The sequence below is a fragment of the Streptomyces sp. NPDC107521 genome (assembly GCF_055598485.1).
Genome location: NZ_JBVKAT010000009.1, coordinates 206,680 through 226,895, shown reverse-complemented (window position 1 = coordinate 226,895; position 20,216 = coordinate 206,680). Strand labels below are relative to the sequence as shown.

Annotated in this window: 16 protein-coding genes; 10 read left to right on the top strand and 6 right to left on the bottom strand. The window is 74.6% G+C overall.

The window, feature by feature from the left end:
* Positions 1-581 precede the first annotated feature (581 nt).
* The 10 genes from ACZ7LB_RS16535 (at position 582) to ACZ7LB_RS16490 (ending at position 14,254) form a co-directional block, all read left to right on the top strand.
* Complete coding sequence (locus tag ACZ7LB_RS16535) at positions 582-1,823, top strand: ATP-grasp domain-containing protein (protein ID WP_471468801.1); 1,242 nt, start codon at positions 582-584, stop codon at positions 1,821-1,823.
* 45 nt (positions 1,824-1,868) lie between these two features.
* Positions 1,869-2,981, top strand: coding sequence for a DUF1611 domain-containing protein (locus ACZ7LB_RS16530; protein WP_471468800.1), 1,113 nt, complete (start codon positions 1,869-1,871; stop codon positions 2,979-2,981).
* A 32-nt stretch (positions 2,982-3,013) separates the two neighbouring features.
* Positions 3,014-4,330 carry an ATP-grasp domain-containing protein gene (locus ACZ7LB_RS16525; RefSeq protein ID WP_471468799.1) on the top strand — a complete coding sequence of 439 codons (1,317 nt, stop codon included), beginning with the start codon at positions 3,014-3,016 and terminating at the stop codon, positions 4,328-4,330.
* 140 nt (positions 4,331-4,470) lie between these two features.
* Positions 4,471-5,226, top strand: a complete 756-nt coding sequence (locus ACZ7LB_RS16520; protein ID WP_161225433.1) for an iron-containing redox enzyme family protein — start codon at positions 4,471-4,473, stop codon at positions 5,224-5,226.
* 202 nt (positions 5,227-5,428) lie between these two features.
* Positions 5,429-6,304: a phytanoyl-CoA dioxygenase family protein gene (locus ACZ7LB_RS16515; protein WP_471468797.1), complete on the top strand. Its 876-nt coding sequence runs from the start codon at positions 5,429-5,431 to the stop codon at positions 6,302-6,304.
* A 7-nt stretch (positions 6,305-6,311) separates the two neighbouring features.
* Complete coding sequence (locus tag ACZ7LB_RS16510) at positions 6,312-7,187, top strand: PhzF family phenazine biosynthesis protein (RefSeq protein ID WP_471468795.1); 876 nt, start codon at positions 6,312-6,314, stop codon at positions 7,185-7,187.
* Positions 7,188-7,191: 4 nt separating this feature from the next.
* Positions 7,192-8,325, top strand: coding sequence for an LLM class flavin-dependent oxidoreductase (locus ACZ7LB_RS16505; RefSeq protein WP_471468794.1), 1,134 nt, complete (start codon positions 7,192-7,194; stop codon positions 8,323-8,325).
* A 692-nt stretch (positions 8,326-9,017) separates the two neighbouring features.
* Entirely contained in the window at positions 9,018-12,197 is a 3,180-nt protein-coding gene (locus ACZ7LB_RS16500) for an AfsR/SARP family transcriptional regulator (RefSeq protein WP_471468792.1), read from the top strand.
* Positions 12,198-13,398: 1,201 nt separating this feature from the next.
* Positions 13,399-13,782, top strand: coding sequence for a GNAT family N-acetyltransferase (locus ACZ7LB_RS16495; protein WP_471468790.1), 384 nt, complete (start codon positions 13,399-13,401; stop codon positions 13,780-13,782).
* A gap of 61 nt (positions 13,783-13,843) precedes the next feature.
* On the top strand, positions 13,844-14,254 hold the full coding sequence (locus ACZ7LB_RS16490; protein ID WP_471468789.1) for a DUF302 domain-containing protein: 411 nt from the start codon (positions 13,844-13,846) through the stop codon (positions 14,252-14,254).
* A gap of 271 nt (positions 14,255-14,525) precedes the next feature.
* Here ACZ7LB_RS16490 and ACZ7LB_RS16485 read toward each other — a convergent pair whose 3' ends face one another.
* The 6 genes from ACZ7LB_RS16485 to ACZ7LB_RS16460 are packed head-to-tail and all read right to left on the bottom strand — an operon-like array spanning position 14,526 to position 20,209.
* On the bottom strand, positions 14,526-15,323 hold the full coding sequence (locus ACZ7LB_RS16485) for an ABC transporter permease (protein ID WP_471468787.1): 798 nt from the start codon (positions 15,321-15,323) through the stop codon (positions 14,526-14,528).
* A gap of 6 nt (positions 15,324-15,329) precedes the next feature.
* On the bottom strand, positions 15,330-16,097 hold the full coding sequence (locus ACZ7LB_RS16480; RefSeq protein ID WP_471468786.1) for an ABC transporter permease: 768 nt from the start codon (positions 16,095-16,097) through the stop codon (positions 15,330-15,332).
* On the bottom strand, positions 16,094-17,047 hold the full coding sequence (locus ACZ7LB_RS16475) for an ABC transporter ATP-binding protein (protein WP_471468784.1): 954 nt from the start codon (positions 17,045-17,047) through the stop codon (positions 16,094-16,096). The genes ACZ7LB_RS16480 and ACZ7LB_RS16475 overlap by 4 nt, the downstream gene beginning before the upstream one ends.
* Positions 17,044-18,105, bottom strand: coding sequence for a nucleotidyltransferase family protein (locus tag ACZ7LB_RS16470; RefSeq protein WP_471468782.1), 1,062 nt, complete (start codon positions 18,103-18,105; stop codon positions 17,044-17,046). The genes ACZ7LB_RS16475 and ACZ7LB_RS16470 overlap by 4 nt, the downstream gene beginning before the upstream one ends.
* Before the next feature lie 2 nt (positions 18,106-18,107).
* On the bottom strand, positions 18,108-19,025 hold the full coding sequence (locus ACZ7LB_RS16465) for a hypothetical protein (protein ID WP_471468781.1): 918 nt from the start codon (positions 19,023-19,025) through the stop codon (positions 18,108-18,110).
* Positions 19,022-20,209, bottom strand: coding sequence for a M16 family metallopeptidase (locus ACZ7LB_RS16460; protein ID WP_471468780.1), 1,188 nt, complete (start codon positions 20,207-20,209; stop codon positions 19,022-19,024). The genes ACZ7LB_RS16465 and ACZ7LB_RS16460 overlap by 4 nt, the downstream gene beginning before the upstream one ends.
* Positions 20,210-20,216: the final 7 nt, after the last annotated feature.

Sequence of the window (20,216 nt, the reverse complement as noted above, 5' to 3'; positions counted from 1 at the left end):
GGCGCTCATCTGTCGGCGCGGCAGGGGAAGTGCCTCCCGGCGCGCGGCGTAAGCCCTCCTCCGGCGGCAGGGGGCGACAGGAATTCTGTGCCGCGGGTGGCCGGTTCGCAATAGGCCCATCTGCCCATGGCGTTTCCGTCCCGACGCCCCCTCCGCACCCCGTCCCGGCGGCCAGGCCGGTGCACTCGGACAGCCATTCGCGGCGGGCCGGCATGGACCGGTCCCGCGCCGGACACGGCGCCCACGGGCTTCGCGGCCGGACGGTACGGGGTAATCGAAGGGGCCTGTCGGTGAGGGGCGGCGACCGCACCGTCCGCGATGAACCGCGGCCATTCGGCGCCACCGGGACTTCCCGTTCCGGGCCGGTCCGTGCGTCCGCCCTCCGTTGCGCCGGGACCTAGGTCCTATTCTGGCCAGACGGGTCCCGTGCGAGGCTGTGGCAGCGGTAAAAGCGCGTCGGAGCCTTTCCCGGAATTCAAGTCCTGGTTCGCCATCCGGTTTCGAAAGGCCCGGCGATGCCGTCAACCGGCCGGCCCGGCCGGGCACGACCATAAAGCCCGTGAACCGTGAGGACGACATTCATGTCCGGCGCAATCCTGTTCCTGACCCGCTGGCCCCTCTACGAGGACGAGCGACGCTGGGAGAACCGCCTCGCCGCCCCCGAGGTCGTCTTCGACCCGCGGACCGACCGGGTCACGTACGTGTGCGACGAGGGCGGCCGCAGCGGGGTGCCCGCCGACGCCGAACGGGTCCATGTCGTGGCGGACTTCGGTGATCTGGACGGCGTGCTGGAGCGCGTGGACGCCATCGTCCGCGACGAGGGCCCGTTCGACCATGTCATCGGCTTCTCCGAAATGCTCCTCGACCTCGCGGCGACCCTGCGCGAGCGCCACGGCGTCCCGGGCCCCGGTCCCGAGGAGACCTCCCGGTTCCGCGACAAGACGGTCATGAAGGAGACGCTGTCCCGGGCCGGCCTGCGGGTGCCGCGCTGGGCGTCCTGCCGCACCGAGGAGCAGGTCCTCGCGGCCGCCGAGGAGTTCGGCTACCCCGTGATCGTCAAGCCGGTGCGGGGGGCGTCCAGCCAGGGCGTGCGCGAGGTCGCCTCGGCGGCGGAGCTGCGGGCGCTGTGCGCCGAACGGCCCCTGAGCGAGCTGGAGATCGAGGAGTACGTCCGGGGCGACATCCTGCACGTCGACGGTGTGCTGGACGCCGAGGGCAAACCGCTGTTCCTGTGCACCTCGCGCTATCTCTCCACCTGCCTGGACTTCGAGCGCCTGGGCGAACCGCTCGGCTCCGTCTTCCAGACCGATCCCGCGGTGCGCGAACGCTGCGAGGACTTCGCCGTGCGCTGCCTGTCCGCGCTCGGCCTGCGGAGCTCCGCCTTCCACCTCGAACTCTTCGACACCGGCGACGAGTTGGTGTTCCTGGAGGTCGGAGCCCGGGTGCCGGGCGCCGACGTCTCGTACGTCATCCACGACGTGCACGGGGTGAACCTGTTCCGGCTGTGGACCGACGTCCTGCTCGGCCGGCCGGTGGACCTGCCGGTCCCCGACCGGGCGCTGAGCGGCGGATGGCTGATCGTCCCGGGCCCCCGGCCACTGCCCCGGACGGTCACCGCCGCCACCCCGCTCCTCGGCCGAGTGCCCCATGTGTACCGGGAACTGGTGCCGAGGCCGGGTGAGGTGCTGGTCTCGCGTCCCGGCTCGTACGCCACGCTCCAGGGCGGCCGGTTCCTCTTCCGGGGCGGCACCCAGGAGCAGATCGAGGCGGCCGTGCGCCGGGCGCGTGCGGAGTACCGCCTGACCACCGAGCCCGTCCCGTAGAGCGGCCGGACATCTCGTACCACCAGCAGTCGAACCATCGAGTCCGTGGAGGAAGACGTGGGTCAGTTGAGCCATGCGGAGCTGGTCGAGAAGAGATTCGTGTTGTTCGCCGAGGGCTGCCTGGGGCTCTTCACGAGCAAGATCGCGGCCTCCCTGATCCGCTACAACGGGGACCGCTGCGTCGCCGTGATCGACAGCCGCAAGGCCGGCCAGACCGTCCAGGACGTCCTCGGCTACGGCGGCCCGATCCCCATCGTCGGCCGTGTCGAGCAGGCCCTCGACCTGCACCCCGAGGTCCTGATCGTCGGCAAGGGACTGCACTCCGCCGAACTGCCCTCCGGCTGGAAGCCGCACCTCCTCGCGGCCGTCCGGAACGGCCTCCACGTGATCAACTCGATCCACTTCCGCCTCGCCGACGACCCGGACATCGCCCGTGCCGTCCGCGAGCGGGGCGTCACCGTCTGGGAGACCAAGGACTCCCCGCCCGTGCCGCTCAACCGGGCCCGCGTCCTGGACCTGGACACCTGGGTCGTCCACACCTGCGGCAGTGACTCCAACATCGGCAAGAAGACCGCCGCCCTGGAGATCTGGAAGGAGGCCGGACGCCGCGGCATCCCCACCGGCTTCGCCGCCACCGGCCAGAGCGGCATGCTGATCTCGGGCCACGGCGTCGCGGTCGACGGCGTGCCCGGCGACTTCATGGCCGGCGCCGTGGAGCAGGCCGTCCTGGGGGCGGCGGCGGGCAACGAGTGGGTCGTCGTCGAGGGCCAGGGGTCCCTGAACCACATCGGGTTCAGCAGTGTCGCCCTCGCCATCCTCCACGGCTCCCTGCCGCACGCCCTGGTCTTCTGCCACCGCCTCGGCGCCGAGCGCACCAAGGTCTGGGACACGCCCATCATCCCCATCCCCGAGCTGATCCGCATGAACGAGGAGCTCACCGTCTTCGAACGGCCCGCCAAGGTCGCCGCCGTCAGCGTCAACAGCTTCGGCTTCAGCGACGAGGACTACCGCCGCGAGGCCGAGAAGCTGGAGGCCGACACCGGACTGCCCGTCGTCGACCCGCTCCGCGACGACGGCGCCGCCCGGCTCGTGGACGCCCTGCGTGCCCACCAGTTCGAGACCGCGGACCGGCGGGCGGCCGCGGCCCGCCTGCGCTGAGGGCGGTCCCGGACCTTCGAGGAGATGCACAGATGAAGAGAGCGATCCTGCTCCTCCTGCACCTAGGCAAGTCGTACACCGAGGAGATCGCCGCGGCCACCGCCGGTCTCGGCCTGTCCCTCGTCGGACTCAGCTCCCGGCCGGGCGCCCCTGAGGTCCTCGACGGGACCCGCCGCCACCTGGCGGACTGCGTGGTCACCGAGGAGACCGAACTGCGCTCCGGCGACGTCGAGAAGGCCGTCCGCGAGTTCACCGACCGGGGCTACCGGGTCGAGGCCGTGCTCGCCTCCTTCGAGGGCTACCGGCTCCTGATGGCCGAGTTCAACGAGCGGCTCGGCGCACGCGACTCCGGCGAGGCCGCGCTCCGCCTCTGCCTCGACAAGTACGAGCTGCGCCGCCACCTCTTCGCCGAGGGACTGAGCGAGGTGCGGGTCAGCCCGGTCGTCCCCGGCACGACGCCCGAACTCGACCCGTCCGCACGCTGGTTCGTCAAGCCGGTGCGCGGCGCCTCGTCCTTCGCGACCTTCGTCCTGGAGGACGTCGCCGACCTGGCCGACCTGCCCGCGCTCCAGGAGCAGATGCTCGCCGACCGGCGCATGAAGGCGATCTTCATGGACCGGTACGACTTCCTCGTCGAGGAGTACGTCGAGGGACCGGAGTTCAGCTTCGAGACCGTCGTCGTCGACGGCCGGGTCCACCACCTGTGCGTCCACGAGAAGGCCCGGGTGGAACGCCTGGAGCGGACCACCCTGGAGGGGATGTCGGTCAGCCCGCCCGCGAGCATCGGCCGTGAACTCGTCCTGGAGGCGGCCGACCACGTCACCCGCTGCCTGACCGCGCTGGAGGAACGCGGGCTGACCGCCGGAACCTTCCACATCGAGGTCAAGTACTGGGAGTCGAGGAAGCGCTGGGAGATCATCGAGATCAACCCCCGGATGGGCGGCAGCCTCATCAACCCCAGCACCCGCACCGTCACCGGGTACTCCCTGCTCGACCTGTGGACCGAGTCCCTGGTGCTGCCCGACGGCGAACTGGACGCCTTCTGCGACCGGCTCACCCGCGCCTCCCAGGTGGAGGCGCTGCGCACCGGCGCGCCCACCCGGGCGACCGTGTTCCTCAGCAAGTACGGGGAGAAGGGGCGGACCATCGACGAGATCCGCTTCGATCCGCCCGCCCGGCCGCCCCGGATCCTGCGCCTGCACGTGGCGGAGGGAACCGAACTCGACGCGTCCGACCGGGGGATCTGCCTCATGGACGCCCTGTGGGACGTGGCGGCCGACGACCTCGTGGCCGAGACCGCCTTCCTCGACCGGCACGCCGAGGAACACTTCCACGTCCGCTACCGCTGACCCCGGCGGCCCCGGCCCCCACCCCGGGCCGGCCCGGGCCGACGACCGCCCCGGGCGCCGCCGCCACCGTGCCGGGCGCCACCACGACCTGACCCTTCCGTGAACGTCTCCCGGCGAACCCTCTTGTTAAGGAGAACGCGATGAACCGCGTGCAGAACAGCGGGATCAACCACCCGAAGCCGCTCTTCAACGAGGAGCAGAGCCGTCTGAAGAAGGCGGAACTCGACCGCTACATGGACAAGAAGATGGCGGAGTGGAAGGCCACCGTCCCCTTCGCCTCCCACCTGAGCGAGCCCGAGCTGCACCAGGCGTACTACCGCCGCACCCTCATCGAGCACGTGTGGCGGATCCGCCTCTCCCGGGTCAGCCAGTCCAAGGCCATCTACAAGATCGCCCAGGTCTCGCCCCGGGCCGCCCGCGACTACGCGCAGTACCAGGCCGAGGAGATGCTGCACGACAAGCTGTACATCAGCGACGCCGAGGCCGCCGGCGTCACCGAGGAGGAGATCCTCGCCACCGAGCCCTACCTCTCCACCCGCCTCTTCGAGGGCTTCTTCTACTTCGCCCTGGAGCACGAGTCGGCGCTCGCCCCGGTCGTCTCCAACTACCTCGTCGAGTACACCCAGGTGAAGCTCCAGCCGGCCATCGTCGACAACCTCCAGAAGCGGCTCGGCAAGGAGAACGTCAAGGGCCAGGCCGCCCACCTCCACGTCGACACCACCGAGGACCACTCCCAGGAGATGTGGGACATCCTCCGCCAGCTGATCTTCACCGAGGAGGACTTCCAGCAGGTGTTCAAGTACATCGACGACGTCCAGGAGATCCTCGCGATGTTCTTCCGCGAGATCTACCAGGACACCGTCGCCAAGCACGCGGAGGCCGTCGCCGCCGTGTGACCCGCACGCCCCGGACGTACCGAAGACCGGACCGGCACCCGGGGATCCCGCGGCCCGGGGGGACCGGTCGGGAGCTCAACGGGGACGGCCCGCGTCCCCGCCCCGAGGCCGCGGCGGGTCCGGCGGGCGTTCCCCGCCCGCCGGACCCGCACCGACCGCACCCCCGGCGCACCCCCGACGCCCAGCAGAGAGGAAACCGCGAATGTCCGCCCCCGACACAGCCGCGCTCGTCAAGGAGTACCGCGAGAACGGCTTCGCGGTCGCCGAGCGGCTCTTCGACCAGGACGAGGTCGCCGAGCTGAACACCGCCATCACCGAGGTCCTGGCCGTCCCGGACATCGGCTCCGTCGCCGAGGTGGAGCCGGGCGACAACAGCATGGCCCGCCGGATCTGGGCGCCCACCAAGCAGCACACCGCCTTCGAGCGGGCCGCCGCCCACCCCGGGCTGCTCGACCACGTCGAGGCACTCATCGGCCCCGACATCCTGTTCCACTACAGCAAGCTCCACCTCAAGGCCCCGCAGGTGGGAAGCGTCGTGGACTGGCACCAGGACTTCGCCTACTACCCCCACACCAACACCGACCTGGTGACCGCCCTCCTCTACCTGGACGACACCACCACCGAGAACTCCGCCCTCCAGGCCGTCCCCGGCTCCCATCTGCGCGGCCTCGCCGACCACTACGTCGACGGCTTCTTCCGCGGCAAGGTGGTGGGCGCGGACGCCCCCGACCCCGCGCACGCCGTGGCCATCGAGGCGCCCGCGGGCAGCGTGGTCTTCATCCACCCGCTGCTCCTGCACTACTCCTCCCCGAACCGCTCCGACCGGTTCCGCCGCGCCTTCCTGCCGGCCTACCGGGCGGCCGACGCCTACCCGATCCACTTCGGCGCGCACGCCGGCCACAACGAGGCCGGGGTCAAGCTGCTGCGCGGCTCCGTCTCGGACACGGCACGCGTGGAGGGCGGGACCTGGCGCCTCCCGCTCGCGGAGCGCCCCTTCGGCTCCCTCTTCCAGCTCCAGGAGGGCGCCGGGGACGGCGCGGCGGCCACCGGGTACGCCACTCCGGAGGACGCGGAGTGACGGCCCCGTGAGCCTGCCGGACGCGACGGTCGTCCGCGCCTGCCTGAGGGGCGGCGCGGGCGGCAGTCCCACGGCCGTCGTGCTGGAGGACGGCACGGCCGGACCGCCGCCGGACGCGGACGCGGGGCGACGGGCCGCCGCCGCACGGGGCACCTCGCACGCCGTCTTCGTACGCCGCGCCGGCGACACGACCGACCTGCGGTTCTTCACCGCGGAGGGGGAACTGCCCGCCTGCGGCCACGGCACGGTCGCCGCCCTCGCCCTGCTCATGGCCCGGCACGGCGGCACCGGCCCCTACCGGGCAACCCTGCGGGCCGGGGGACGCGTCTTCGCCGGACGGGCCGAACGGGACGGCGAGCTGATCACCGCCGACTTCGACGCCGGACCGGTCGGCCTGCGCGAACCCACCCCGGCGGAACGCGCCCTCGTCCTTCCGGCCCTCGGTCTCGCGCCGGACGAGACCGGGCCGGACGTACGGATCGCCGGCCTGGGGCGCGAACGCGTGCTGGTGCCGGTCCGCACACGGGCCGCGCTCACCGCGCTGCGCCCGGACCTCGACCGCCTCCGGGCGGCCTGCGACCGGTTCGGCCTGCTCGGCGCGTACGTCCACTCGGAGCCCACGCCCGAGGGCAGGCTCGCGGCACGGATGTTCGCCCCGTCGATCGGCGTTCCGGAGGACATGGCCAACGCCAACGGCACCGCCTGTCTCGCCGCGTCCCTCGCCGGCCGGGGCATCCACCGGATCGCCGTCGACATGGGCGACGCCCTCGGCGGCCACGCCACCGTCACCGCCACGGCGGGCCCGGACCTGCGAGTCGAACTCGGCGGCACCGCACGGGTCCTGGCGGAGCAGGACCATCAGATGTCGAGCAACGGAAGGTGAGAACGTGGTCGCCAGCAGCTTGTCGAGCCACCCGCGGTCGGACGCGGACGAACTGAGAGTGCACTGGAACTCCCCGCTCAGCGGACAGCAGAAGGCGACGGGAAAGTACGGGACCGGACGGCTCGACTTCGACGCCATCGTCGAGTTCGCCCAGGAGGCCGACGAACTGGGGGTCGACTCGCTCCTCATGGGGATCGGCTCCCACATGCCCGATCCGCTCCCGGTGCTCGGCGCCCTCGTCCGCGAGACCGAACGCGTCAAGTTCCTCCTCGCCTACCGTCCCGGACTGATCTCACCGACGCTTTTCGCCCAGGTGATCAACACGGTCTCGTGGATGTCGGACGGGCGGATCTCGCTCAACCTGGTCGCCGGCACCTCCCCGGCCGAACAGGCGTACTACGGCGACTTCCTCGCGCACGACGAACGCTACGCGCGCTCCAACGAGTTCCTGGACATCCTCCACGGATTCTGGCGCGGCGAGAGCCCGCTGTCGTACAAGGGCGAGCACTACCGCATCGAGGACGCGCGGATCGGCCTGGGGTACCAGGGCGGGGGCCGCCCCGAGATCTACATCAGCGGGGCGTCCGAGGTGGCGCAGCAGACCGCCGTGCTGCACGGGGACTGCTGGCTGCGCTACGGCGACACCCCCGAGGGAATGGCCGCGGCGGCGAAGTCCGTCCTGACGCAGGGCCGCCGGGTGGGGACCCGGATGCACGTGCTGGCGAGGGAGAGCCGCGTCGAGGCGCTGGCGGCCCTCGCCGACCTGATGGGCGAACCCGACGAAGAGCACCGGAAGATGATCGCGGCCGCTGTCGCCTCCTCCGATTCCGTGGCGGTGAACACCTCCTTCCGGCTCGCCGAGTCCGCGGAGTCCGACTGGCTCTCTCCCATGCTGTACTCCGGCGCCGTGGCGTACCGCGGCGGACCGGCCCTCTGCGTGGTCGGGAGCTACGAGGAGGTCGCGGCCTATCTCCATGAGTACAAGGCGGCCGGGATCAGCGAGTTCATCTTCTCCGGCTGGCCGACGCGGGAGGAGATGCGGATCTTCTACACCCGGGTGCTGCCGCTGCTGCGCCGGCACGAGCGCGCCGGCGCAGCAGCGGCGGACGGCGTGACGGCTCCGGCCGGTGGCGCCTGACCGGGGCGGACGACGCCGCCGACGGGAAGCGGCCCGGGGCGTCGCTCCGGGGCGCCCCGGACCGCCTCGTCGGCCCTCCGGTACCCGTCCGGCGGGCCGTCGGTCCCCGCCGCCGGGGAAGCCCGCCGGGGGAGGCCGTCGTCCTCGCCGGTGCGGCGGACGGGGACGGCCTTGCGGCCCGGACTCCCGCCCTTCCCCCGGACTTCCGCCGTGCCGGCCGCGCGCGACGGCGCCGGTGACCGGAGCGGCGCGGAGGGGGCCCGCCCCGGCCGCCCGCGCACGAGCGGCCCGGACGGGCCGGCCGTTCGCCACGAGGCGACCGTGCCGGTGCTGAGCGCCGGACGGCGGTCCTCGTTTCCCTCGAACCCGGCGTCGGAACCGCCGGATCCCCCGCGCGGGCCGACGCGGCCCGGGGCGCGTGCCACGCCGTGCGCGGGCCCGTCCCGCGGCCTCCACCCGGGACCCGGTCCACCGCGCCCCTCGTGCCCCGTCCACCGCGTCCCCCGACCGCCGCGTCCCGCTGACCGGCCCCTCCGCGACGGGCCCGGATCCGCTCGTACCCGGCCCGGGGGAGAGGCGCGATGCGGCCCCCGCCGGGGATTCGACACCCGGCCGTGGAGTCGCACCTCCCCCGGGAACCCGTTCCCGCCCGCCGTCATCTTCCCCCCCGACGACCGAGGCCATGAGGGGGAATGTCCGTGCGGCACATCGCGCACCGCGGGGAATCGGGGACACTGGCGTTCGCTGTACTCGGGCCGCTGCGGATCCGTGGCGGCGGTGCGGGGGAGGCGGCCGAGATCAAGCCCGGCTCGCCCCAACAGCAGGCGGTGCTGGCGCAGTTGCTGCTCCGGCCGGGGCTGGGCGTGCCCATGTGGGATCTCGTCACCGGGGTCTGGGGCGACGACCCGCCGGACGGGGCCATCGCCAACCTGCGGACCTACGCCTGGCGGCTGCGGAGGCTGCTGGAGCCGGACCCGGCCGCGCCGCGGATCCTGGTGTCGGCGGGCGACGGCTACCAGTTCGACCTCCCCGGCCGCTCCGTCGACGCCCTCCGGGCCGCGGAGCTGGCCGAACGGGCCACCGCCGCCCGCGCGGCCGGCCGGCACCACGAGGCCGCCGACCTCGTGGCGACCGCCCTCGGCCTGTGGCGGGGCGAGCCGCTGGCCCGGGTGCCGGGGCCGTTCGCCGACCTGCAGCGCGAGCGCTGGGGCGAACTGCGCACGGTCCTGCTGGAGGAGAAGTACGACCTGGAGCTGGCGCGGGGCCGCCACCACGGGGTGGTCCCCGAGCTGATCGCGCTCACGGGAGAGCACCCGGGGCGCGAGCGGCTGCACGGGCTGCTGATGCGCGCCCTGCACGCCACCGGGCGCCGCAGCGAGGCACTCGCGCTGTTCCAGCGGGTCCGCCGCACCCTGATCGAGGAACAGGGGATGGAGCCGGGCCGGGAGCTGACCGCCGTGCACCACCGGATCCTGGAGGAGGCGGACGGCGGGTCCGAGGCGTACGTTCCCGCGCCCGGCGGCGGTTCGGCGCCGGTTCCGGTCTCCGCTCCCGGCGTCGGCTCCGCCACGGACTTCGCCGCCGGCACCCCTGCGACGACGCCCGCGGACGAGGGCGCCGACCCCGAATCCGGCTCCGCGTCCGCTCCCGTACCGGACGCGTCCGTGCCCGGCACATGGCCGGCCGGGCCCCTGCCCGCCGCGGAGCGGGGCCCGGTCGAGCCGGCCGCCGGGCCCAAGCGCCGCTCCGTACCCGCCCAACTCCTGCGGTCCGTACCCGATTTCGTCGGTCGCAGCGGAGAAGTGGACACGTTATGCGCGTTACTGACGGCAAGGGACCGCAGGAGCCTGCCGCTCGCCGCCGTCTCCGGCATGGGCGGCATCGGCAAGACCTCGCTCGCGCTGCACGTGGCACACCTGGTGCGCGGACACTACCCCGACGGTCAGCTCTACGCCGACCTGCGCGGCATGGACCCGGACCCCGAGGACCCCGCCATCGTGCTGGGCGCCTTCCTCGACGGGCTCGGCCACCCCCCGCACCTGCTCCCCGACACCGTCGACGCGCGTGCCCGGCTGCTGCGCACCGTCCTCGACGGCCGCCGGGTGCTCATCGTGCTGGACAACGCGGCCGACGCCGCGCAAGTGCGCCCCCTCGTGCCCGGCGCGCCCGGGTGCGCCGTCCTCGTGACCAGCCGCGCCCAACTGCCCAGCCTGGAGGGCGCGGTGCAGCTCGGCCTGGGCCGACTGCTGCCCGAGGACGCGGCCACCCTGGTCGGCAGCATCATCGGCCCCGGCCGGCTCGATGCCGAACGCCCCGAGGTCGAGGCGCTCGTCGACGCCTGCGGACAGCTTCCCCTGGCCACCCGGATCGTGTCCGCCCGCCTGGCGGCCCGGCCGGGCTGGCCCATCGCGGCGCTGACGGCCCGGCTGCACGACGAGGCCCGGCGGGTGAGCGAGCTGAAGGCGGGAGACCTGGCCGTCGAGGCGGCCTTCGACCTCAGCTACCGGCACCTGCCCGCGGTCCAGGCCCGGGCCTTCCGGCTGATCGCGGTGGCCACGGCCGCGGACCTGGGCCCGCAGGCCGCCGCCGCCGTGCTCCGGACCGACGCACACGACGCCGAGGACCTGCTGGAGGCGCTGGTCAGCGTGTCCATGATGGAGTCGCCGGCGCCCGGCCGGTACCGCATCCACGACCTGTTGCGCGTGTTCGGACGGGCGCGGGCCCGCGCCCACGACCCGGCGGAGGCCGACCGGGCCTGGGAGAGCCTGCTGGACCATCTGCTCGCCACCGCCCGCAACGCCTTCGCCCGGCTGGTGCCCGGCGACGCGATGGCCGGATCGCTGACGCCGTCCGGCGCGGCCGGTGTGGAGTTCACCGACCCGCAGGCGGCCCGCACCTGGGCCGCCGAGCACTTCGAGGCGGCCGTGCTGGCGGTCCAGACGTGTGCCGATCACGCCGACGAGGAACCGTACCGCCGGCTGCTGCCCGCCGCGACCGATCTGCTGGTGGCGCTCGGCCCGTGCGTGGGGGACCTGCGCCACGAGCAGCTCGCTCCCGCCGCGCTCCGGGTCGCCGAGGCCGCCGAGCGCCGCGGCGATCGGCGGTCGTTCGGCCGGGCCCAGTGGCTGAGCTGCTCCTTCGCGCTGCGGGCCGGTCGGCTGCCGGCCGCCCGGGACCACGCCCGGCTGGCGGTGCGGGCCTGCCGCGAGGAGGACGACGTGCCGGTCCTGCGGCAGGCCCTCAACGACCTCGGGCTGATCGCGGTCACCCTCGGCGACTTCGTCGGGGCCGTCGCCCACTACGAGGAGGCGCTGCGCCTCGCCAGGCGGTCGGGCCACCGCCCGGGAGAGATCGCCATCAGCCTCAACCGCGCGCTGGCGCACGTCCGGCTGGGCGACACCGCCCGGGCGCTCGCCGCCGCCGAGGAGGTGCTGGAGGCCGACGGCGGGCTGGACGACGACGCCTTCGCGTACGCGCTGTACGTGCGCGGGGTCGCTCTCGCCGGGGCGGGCCGCCACGAGGAGGCGGGGGAGCAGCTTGCCGAGGCCCTGGAGGTCTGCCACCGGGCGGGGGACGACGGCCGGGAGGTGCACGTCCGCTACCGGCTGGCCGACGCCCTGCGCCTGCTGGGGCGGTTCCCCGCGGCCGAGTCGATGGGCCGCGAGGCGGTGGCGCTGGCACGGCGGAGGGCCGACGAACGGGCCGAGGGGCAGGCCCTGCTGGTCTGCGGCCGTGTCCTGGCCGACCGGTCCGACGGGGAGGGCGCCCAGGTGTACCTGGAGCAGGCCCTGAACATCTTCGACGGCATGGGACTGCCGGAGCGGCGGGACGTCACCGACCTGCTCGAACGGATCGGCGGCCGTCCCCGTTAGGACGGCCCCGTTTCCCGGGGACGCCGGCGCGCTTCCCGGGGACGGCGGGCGCGTACGACCGCCCGGGGCCTCCGCGCGCGTGGGCCCCGTCAGCACGACGCCTTCGGCGGGTGCTCCCGGTTCCCGGTGCGGTTCCCGCTCCGGACGGTGCTCCCGGCGCCCGCGGCGACGGCGGTGCCCCGCCGCGACGGGGAGCACCCCGGCGACGACGCCGCCCGGGGCCCCGCTCCGGCGCCGGGGGCCGCCGCGTCGCGGGGGGAGGACGCCGCCGACACGCTCCTCGAGCGGCGGGCGGACGTGGACCGGTGCGTCATGAGGGGCCTTCCGTCCCGGACACGGGAGATACGCGGGCGACTCTGCCAGTCACTCCGCCCGCCCCGATCTGCGAGCGCTCGACGATCGCTCCACGGCCGCGGACCGCTCGCGTAGAACGTCCGTCCATCGGCGGCGGTCTAGCGTTCGGGGTGTTCGGGGAGATCGCCCCGGACGGAACGAAATACCTTCCCGGAAAGGGGAATTCACATGAACCGCAACCACGCCGTCGGTATGCGTCCGCGCCTCGACAAGGTCGTCAAGAAGGGCTGACGCCCCGACTGACCAGGGCGGCCACCCCAGCCAGTCGGCTGCGGGGGGCCGCCCCGCCCCTTTTGCGGACGCCGGCCCATGACCGCGGCGCCGGCGTCGAAGCCCCCGATCCCCGTGATCGACGAGCGGCTCCGCACACCGGCCTCCGCGCACCGGCCTCAGCCCGGCCGCCCTCGCCCCGGCCGCCGCCTTTGCCCGGCCGCCGCAGCCCCGCCCCGCAGCCCCGGGCCCGCCCGGCGCCCCGGCAGCCCGCGGCGGCGCGGCCTCCCACCCGGACACCATGTGACGGCCGTGCCCCTGAACGGTGGCGTCCCCTCGGCGGGCACGTCGAACGGCCCGGTGCCGCACCCACGCGGGACCGGCCCGGGGCGGACGTTCCACCGCGCGCGGGTCCACAACGCCGAGGGGATGTTCATCACGCGACGCGCCGGCCAGGACGACGGCGACATCTCCGGCGAGATCCCTGGCGCGGCCCGGGAAGCCGGTCCACGCCCCCTTCTTCGCACCCGAGACCGCCGTCCACGCGGTCCGCGGCAGACGCACACGGTGACAGGGGGGACGCGCACCGGGGGCGGGGACGGTCCTGATCGCCGAACACGACGGCCGTCCGCCGGCGATGTCCGTCTCCGGCCCGTCCTCGACCCGGCCGGGTCTCGCCGGGATCCTCGCCTTCCACGCTCACCCGCGCGGCTGGGGCGGCGGCGTCTCCGCCGCGCTGATGACCGGGACCCTGCGCCCCCTGCGCGTCGACGGCCTCACCCGGGCGCGCCTGGGGACACCGCGCGACACCCCGCGGTCCCGGCGCTTCCACGCCGAGTGCGGGTTCACCGAGCGCGGCACCACACGCACCCATGGCTTCGGCGACGGGAACCCGCTGGACCGGGTCGGGTACGAGCGGGAGTGCCGACGGGCCGGCGTGCCCGGCCCGCGCCTCCCGCGCACCACGCGGAACCACACGGCGGCCGGTATTGCCGGGACCACCGGGTCACCCGGTCGGTGACGTCGACGCGCCCTGGGTGTCATGTGCCGGTTGACCGGCCCTGCGCGCCTAAGGTGTCCGGGTGAACAAGGAATCCGGCCTGGTCACGATGGTCTCCGAGGGACCGGTCGAGTCGGTGGTGGAGCGGGTGCGCGCCGCGGTGACGTCGGCCGGGTACCACGTCTTCGCCTGCGTCGACCACGCGGAGAACGCGGTCCGCGCGGACCTGCGGCTGCCGCCGACGGTCCTGGTCCTCTTCGGGAACCCGACGGTGGGCACCGCGCTGATGACCGATCGGCGTACCGCGGGCATCGATCTGCCCTCCAAGATCCTCGTCTGGGAGGACGGGCGGGGCACGGTCCGGCTGACGTACAACTCGGCGGCGTGGTTGGCGGGCCGCCATGAGGCGGGTGCGGACGGCGAGGCGGCGGCCCGCGCCCTGGCCGGGGCCGCCGCCCGGATCTGCGCGGAGGCGGCCCGGGAGCGGGCGTGACGGGCGCCGGTGGGAACGGCGTTGGAGGAACCGGCGAACCCCCGAACGACCGGTCGGGGTCACCCGTCATGGCCGCGACGAGGACGGTCGCCCCGGGCGGACGGGGGCTCGTCGTGTCGCGCGGGTCGCGGCGGGTCCGTGTCCGAGGCGATCGACGCCGCACTCGAAGGCGTTCCCCCCGAGCCGGGACCCGCCCTCCCGCGAGCCGGGACCCGCTCCCGGCCGTGGCCCCCGCCCCGCCCGGCCCTCCGCGGTGGTCGACGGGCGGGACTCAGGCCGTGAACTCGATCGTCCCCGCCCGTCGGCCCCGGGCCATCAGCGCGGTGAAGGCCCAGTGCGCCGCGGCCAGCCAGAGCAGGCCGACGGCCAGGCCGACGCCGGCGTGGGCGGCCACGATGGCCGGGCCCCGCCCGCCGAGCAGCGCGCGCAGCGCGGCCAGCAGATGGGTGAGCGGCAGGGCGTCGGCGAACCACCGCACCCAGCCCGGCCAGTAGCCGACCGGCACCTGGACCCCGCAGACGGCCATCATCACCAGGTACGCGACGTTGGACACGACGTTGCGCACCCGGCTGGTGTTGAGGACCAGGGCGGCCAGGAACAGGCCGACGAAGTAGCTGCTGAGCGCGGTCAGCAGGACCAGGAGCACGGCGGGCAGGATCTGCCCCGGCTGCCACCGCAGGCCGAAGGCCGGGCCCAGCACGAAGAGCGCCACCAGCGAGGTTCCGCTGCCGCTGACCGGCCATTGCAGGCTGCGGCCGACGAAGACCCAGGTGAGCGGCGCGCGTGAGGCGGCGAGCAGCCCCAGCGTGCCCGCGGCCCGCTCCCAGCTCGTGGAGGCCACCACGGACAGGGACTCGATCACACAGGTCATCAGCGCGTTGCCGACCACCAGATGGGTGGTGCCCGCCGCGCCGCCGACCAGACGGCCCAGCAGGGTGAAGAACGTCACCTGGGCGAGCATCCGGCCCAGCCAGCCGACCGTCCACGTCCTCCAGGTGTAGACGGCCCGCAGGTCGGCGTAGGCGTTGGCCGCGCTGTGGCCGACGATCCGCAGATTCTGGACGAACATGTGACCTCAGACCTGGGAGAGGGTGCCGAGCCGGCGCACCGTGGTGAGGACCCGGCGCAGCAGCACCAGGCCGAGGACCCCGCCGGCCGCGCCGAGGAGCAGGATCGCGGCGAGCCGCGGCAGGACGGACGGCAACGGCGCCGGGGCCAGGCTGTCCCGCAGCAGGTCCGAGGACCAGGACAGGAAGACGGCCCGCGCCACCGGCCGCAGCCAGCCGGGGAACTGGGAGACCGGCACCAGCACACCGCTGAGCAGGTAGAACGGGTAGCTCAGGGTGTTCTGCACGATCCGCGCCGAGGGCATCAGGACGAACAGCGGCGACAGGATGGAGGCGGTGGCGGCCGTGGCCGCGCCGGTGGCCAGCAGGCAGGCCAGGGTGGCCACCGGATGGGGCAGGGCCAGCCAGCGGCCGAAGACCACCCCGGCGGTGAGCCACGACTCGGCGAAGGCGACCAGCCCGACCACGGTGACCGCGCACAGCCGCCCGAGCATCACCACCCCGAACGACGCCGGAGCGGCCACCATGCCCTCCAGCGTGCCCTGCGCCCGCTCCTCGGCGATCAGCTCACCGGCGGTGTAGAGCGAGAGCAGCCACAGCGACATCAGGGTGGGGGCGACGACCGCGTAGGCCGACAGGTCCGTGCGTCCCGAACTCTCGCTGACCGCCAGGAGGACGACCGTCAGCAGCGGCGCCGTCAGGCAGACCTGGAGCGTGTCGGGCGAGGTCCGGGCCAGCAGCAGTTGCCAGCGCACGGCGGTGAGGAAGAGCCTCATGGGCGCACCGCCATGCCGCGGTCGCCCATCAGGTGCAGATAGACCTCCTCCAGGGTGGGCCTGCTGGTGGCGAGGTCGGTGATCCCGGCGTCGACCAGCAGCCGCAGCACCGCGCGGGTGGCGTCGGCGTCCTCGGTCTCGATCCGCACCCGCTCCCGGTCCAGCGGCCGGGTGGCGACGACACCCGGCAGCCGGCCGACGGCGGCCGCGACCTCGCCCGCCACCCCGCGCGCCTCCACCCGCTCGTGGCGCGAGACGAGTTCGCCGACCTCCGCGGGTGCCTTGGTCGCGATGATCCGGCCGCGGTCGACGAGCGAGACCCGGTCGCACACCGCCGCCGCCTCGGCCATGTCGTGCGTGGTGAGCAGGACGGTGCGCCGGTCCCGGCGCAGCTCGCCGATCAGGGCGCGGAAGTCGTGCGCGGCGACCGGGTCCATCCCGACCGTGGGTTCGTCGAGGATCAGCACGGGGGGATCGGAAACCAGCCCGCGGGCCAGGTGCAGACGCTGTTTCATGCCCCGGGACAGCGCGTCGACCCGGTCGCCGGCCCGCTCGGCCAGCCCCATCCGCTCCAGCAGCGCGTCCGAGCGGCGGCGCAGCAGGGCACCGTGCAGGCCGTACAGCGCCGCCCAGAACCGGATGTTCTCCCGTACCGTCAACCGGCCGTAGAGACCGCGCTCACCACCGAAGACGATGCCGATGGACCGCTTGACCCGGTCGGCGTCGCGCGCCACGTCCAGTCCCATCACCTCGGCGCTGCCCGAGGTGGGCAGCAGGATGGTGGACAGGATCCGGCACAGAGTCGTCTTCCCGGCGCCGTTGGGGCCCAACAGGCCGTGGACCTCGCCCTTCTCGACGCCCAGCTCCACCCCGCGCAGCCCGTGGACCGGCGTCCCCTTGCGGCCGCCGCCGTACTGCCGGGTCAGCGCGCGGGTGCGGACCGCGCTCACGCCGGGACCTCCGTGATCCGGCCGAGCTCGTCGAGGGCTGCCGCGTGCCGCTCGCGGCTCACCGTTCCGCCGGTGACCATCAGGTAGTCGCCCACCGGGGTGAGCAGCAGCGCCTCGCTCCCGAACCGGTGGACCCGGGCGCCCGTCCAGTCGCCGCGCCCCTCGGCGCGGCGCAGCGGCAGTCCGTACAGCGGGCGTCCGTCCGCCAGGGCGGCGGCGGTGTCCCCGGGGAGCGGCCCGGTGGCCGGGACGGCGGCCCGGCGCCCCCGCTCCGCCGCTTCCGCCGCCGCGAGTGCCTCCGCCAACGGGGCGAGCTCGCCGAGCGGCACCAGCCCACCGGCGTACTCCAGCAACTCGCGCAGCTCGGGGGCCAGATGGTACTCGGTCGCGGCGGCCACCAGTCCGGGCAGGCTGGGCACGGCCCCGCGGCCGAGCTGGTGGATGTCGAGGGCGTCGCGCGGATGGAAGGGGCGCTGGAAGCGTTCCTCGGCCAGGGCCAGCAGATTGGCCGTCGGCGCGTTGTTCGGCACGGCGGCCCGGATGGGAACGGCCCCGTGGTCGCCGACCAGCGCGGCGGTGGCGACTTCGTAGCGCAGCTCGGGATCGAGCAGCGGGTCCTCGGCCGGGCGGCTCAGCGTCACCACCACATGGCGCTCCGGCGCGCCCAGCACCGAGACGCCCACGTGCTCGGGGCGCTCGGCCAGCAGGAGCCGCACCACCCGCCACAGGGCCGGCTCGTCCGCGGTGACCAGGTCCAGGTCACCCTGCGGCCGCAGCACGCCCTCGGGATAACCGGCCGCCAGCAGCGGTCCCTTCAGGACCCGGACGGGCACCTCGGCGGCCACCCGCGCGAGCACCGCCCGGTAGTGGTCGGCGCGCCGCTGCGCGCGGGCCAGCTCGCCCCGGGCGGCCTCGCTCATCGGGGCACCCTCGCGGGCGAGGACGGAGAGCACCAGGTACGGGAGCGTGTAGTGCTGTCTGCGGGCCGCGAAGAGCAGGTGGCCCGGGCCGTTCTCCTCGGGCACGTCCAGTACGTCGTACAGCAGGGCGAGGTCCATGGTCAGGCACCTTCGTCGTGGGTGAGCGACCGGCGCCAGAAGACGTGGTCGAGGTTCCAGCCGCGGGTCAGCAGCGAGGCCACGATCCGCTCGCCGTGGCCCGCGGCGACGTGCGTCGCGGGATGGACGACATGGCCGAGCAGCGGCAGTCCCCGCCGGTGCGCGTGCGCGAGCGCGGCCCGGGTGAGCGCGGCGATCACGGCGCCGCGGCGCACCGGGTCGGAGAGGTCGACCAGGATGTCGACCAGCTCCACGGCCCGGCGGCGGGTCACCTCGTCGCGGACGTCGCACAGCAGGGTGGCGTGGCCGACCGCGGCGCCGTCCAGGCGGGCGACGTAGGTGCGGCGGTCGGGGGCGTCGAGGAACTCCCGGGCGACCCGGGCGGCGGCGTCCGCGTCGACGGCGTCACCGCGGTCCGCGCTGCCGTCGACCATGGCCCGGGTCAGCCACCGGGAGACCAGGGCCTCCTCGGGCCCGGGGGCGAGGGGGCCGATCGCCAGGCCGGGGACGGCCGGGCCGACGGCCGCCGTGCCGGGGTCGGTACGGTCGCCGGGGGCGGGGCCGGGGCCCGTACGGTCACCCGGGTCCGCCGGGTCCGCCGGGTCCGCCGGGCCCGCGGGGTGGAGCACGTAGCTGAGGGTGCGCTCCCAGGGCTCGGGCAGCCGGACGGTGCCGGGGGCCCGCAGCACCACCGCGGCCACCGCCGGCTCCAGGGCGCCGGCCCGCTCGACGAGCCGCGCCGGCCACTCCGGACCGGCCAGGAGTTCCTCGTCGCAGTACTCGACCAGGAGCTGGCGCTCGTTCGACAGCGGGTCCACGTAGGCCCCGGCGACGTAGCGACGGCCGTCGGCGTGCTCGACCAGTCCGGCGTCGGCGGCCTCGGCGAGATAGCGCTCGACGGCGCGGACGGCGGTGTTCACCGGGCCTCCGGGCGGACCACGGTGACCGGATCGGTCAGCAGCTCGGCGGCGGCCCTGCGCACGTCGTCGCCCGAGACGGCGGCGATCTCCGCCAGTTCCCGGGAGACGGACCAGGGCGTCGGGCGCAGCAGGGCCCGGGAGGCGAGCAGCCGGGCGTGCTCCAGCGGGGTCTCGGTGTCCAGGATCAGGCTCATCCGGGCGTTCCGCAGCGCCGCCCCCAGATGACGTCCGGTCGGGCCCTCCTCCGCCAGCCGGGCCAGCTCGCGGGTGACGACGTCCACCGCCCTCGGGCCGTTCCCGCTCTCCACGCCGATCAGCACCCGCCAGGCTCCGGCCTCGGCGTAGCCGCGGTCCCAGGCCTGGAACGAGTAGGCCAGCCCCGCCGCGACCCGCAGTTCCTGGTACAGCACCGAGCCGGCGCTGCCGCCGAGCAGACCGGCCAGCACGGCGTACCGGTGGCGGCCGGGGTCGGCCAGGCCCTGCGAGCGGCCGCCGACGGCCACCCAGCCGAACGTGTCGGGCCAGGCGGGCTCCTCGGCGCGGACCGGACCGAGCGGCACCGGGGCGGGGGGCGCGGGCACGACGAGCGGGCCGTCCGACAGGCCCGCCAGTGGCCGCGGCAGCCGCGGTCCGACCACGGCCAGCGCCATCGGGCCGGTCAGGAACCGTTCGCGATGGCCCTCGGCCACCGCGTCCAGGTCGAGCGCGGTGATCTCCGGCACGGTCCCGCCGACCGGGCGGCCCAGCGGATGGCCGGCGAAGACCGCGCCGAGGAACGCGTCCTGGACGACGTCCACGGGATCGGCCTCGGCGGCGGCGAGTTCCTGGAGCACCGCCGCGCGCTCCGTCTCCAGCGTGTCCGTGTGGAGGGCCGGTTCGAGCAGGGCGCGCAGCAGCAGCTCGGCGACCTGGTCCGCGTCCTCGGCGGCGACCTGGGCGTAGAAGAGCATGCGCTCCAGGCCGGTCTCGGCGTTGGCGGTGCCGCCCAGGCTCTCGATGTGCTGGACCAGTGGCCCGACGCCGCCGACGGGGGCCGACAGCAGCAGGTGTTCGAGCATGTGGGCGAGCCCGCCGCGGCCGGCGGGGTCGTCGCGCGCCCCGTAGGTGACGGCCAGGCAGATGCTGGTGGTGCGCAGCCGTTCGTCGAGCGCGTGGACCAGATGGATCCGGTCGGCAGGGGGCATCGGGGCT

Excerpts from the sequence above, each read along its gene's own strand:
- ACZ7LB_RS16535 (WP_471468801.1), top strand. The coding sequence starts at position 582 with ATGTCCGGCGCAATCCTGTTCCTGACCCGCTGGCCCCTCTACGAGGAC.
- ACZ7LB_RS16525 (WP_471468799.1), top strand. The coding sequence starts at position 3,014 with ATGAAGAGAGCGATCCTGCTCCTCCTGCACCTAGGCAAGTCGTACACC.
- ACZ7LB_RS16520 (WP_161225433.1), top strand. The coding sequence starts at position 4,471 with ATGAACCGCGTGCAGAACAGCGGGATCAACCACCCGAAGCCGCTCTTC.
- ACZ7LB_RS16515 (WP_471468797.1), top strand. The coding sequence starts at position 5,429 with ATGTCCGCCCCCGACACAGCCGCGCTCGTCAAGGAGTACCGCGAGAAC.
- ACZ7LB_RS16500 (WP_471468792.1), top strand. The coding sequence starts at position 9,018 with ATGTCCGTGCGGCACATCGCGCACCGCGGGGAATCGGGGACACTGGCG.
- ACZ7LB_RS16495 (WP_471468790.1), top strand. The coding sequence starts at position 13,399 with ATGTCCGTCTCCGGCCCGTCCTCGACCCGGCCGGGTCTCGCCGGGATC.
- ACZ7LB_RS16485 (WP_471468787.1), bottom strand. The coding sequence starts at position 15,323 with ATGTTCGTCCAGAATCTGCGGATCGTCGGCCACAGCGCGGCCAACGCC.
- ACZ7LB_RS16480 (WP_471468786.1), bottom strand. The coding sequence starts at position 16,097 with ATGAGGCTCTTCCTCACCGCCGTGCGCTGGCAACTGCTGCTGGCCCGG.
- ACZ7LB_RS16470 (WP_471468782.1), bottom strand. The coding sequence starts at position 18,105 with ATGGACCTCGCCCTGCTGTACGACGTACTGGACGTGCCCGAGGAGAAC.
- ACZ7LB_RS16460 (WP_471468780.1), bottom strand. The coding sequence starts at position 20,209 with ATGCCCCCTGCCGACCGGATCCATCTGGTCCACGCGCTCGACGAACGG.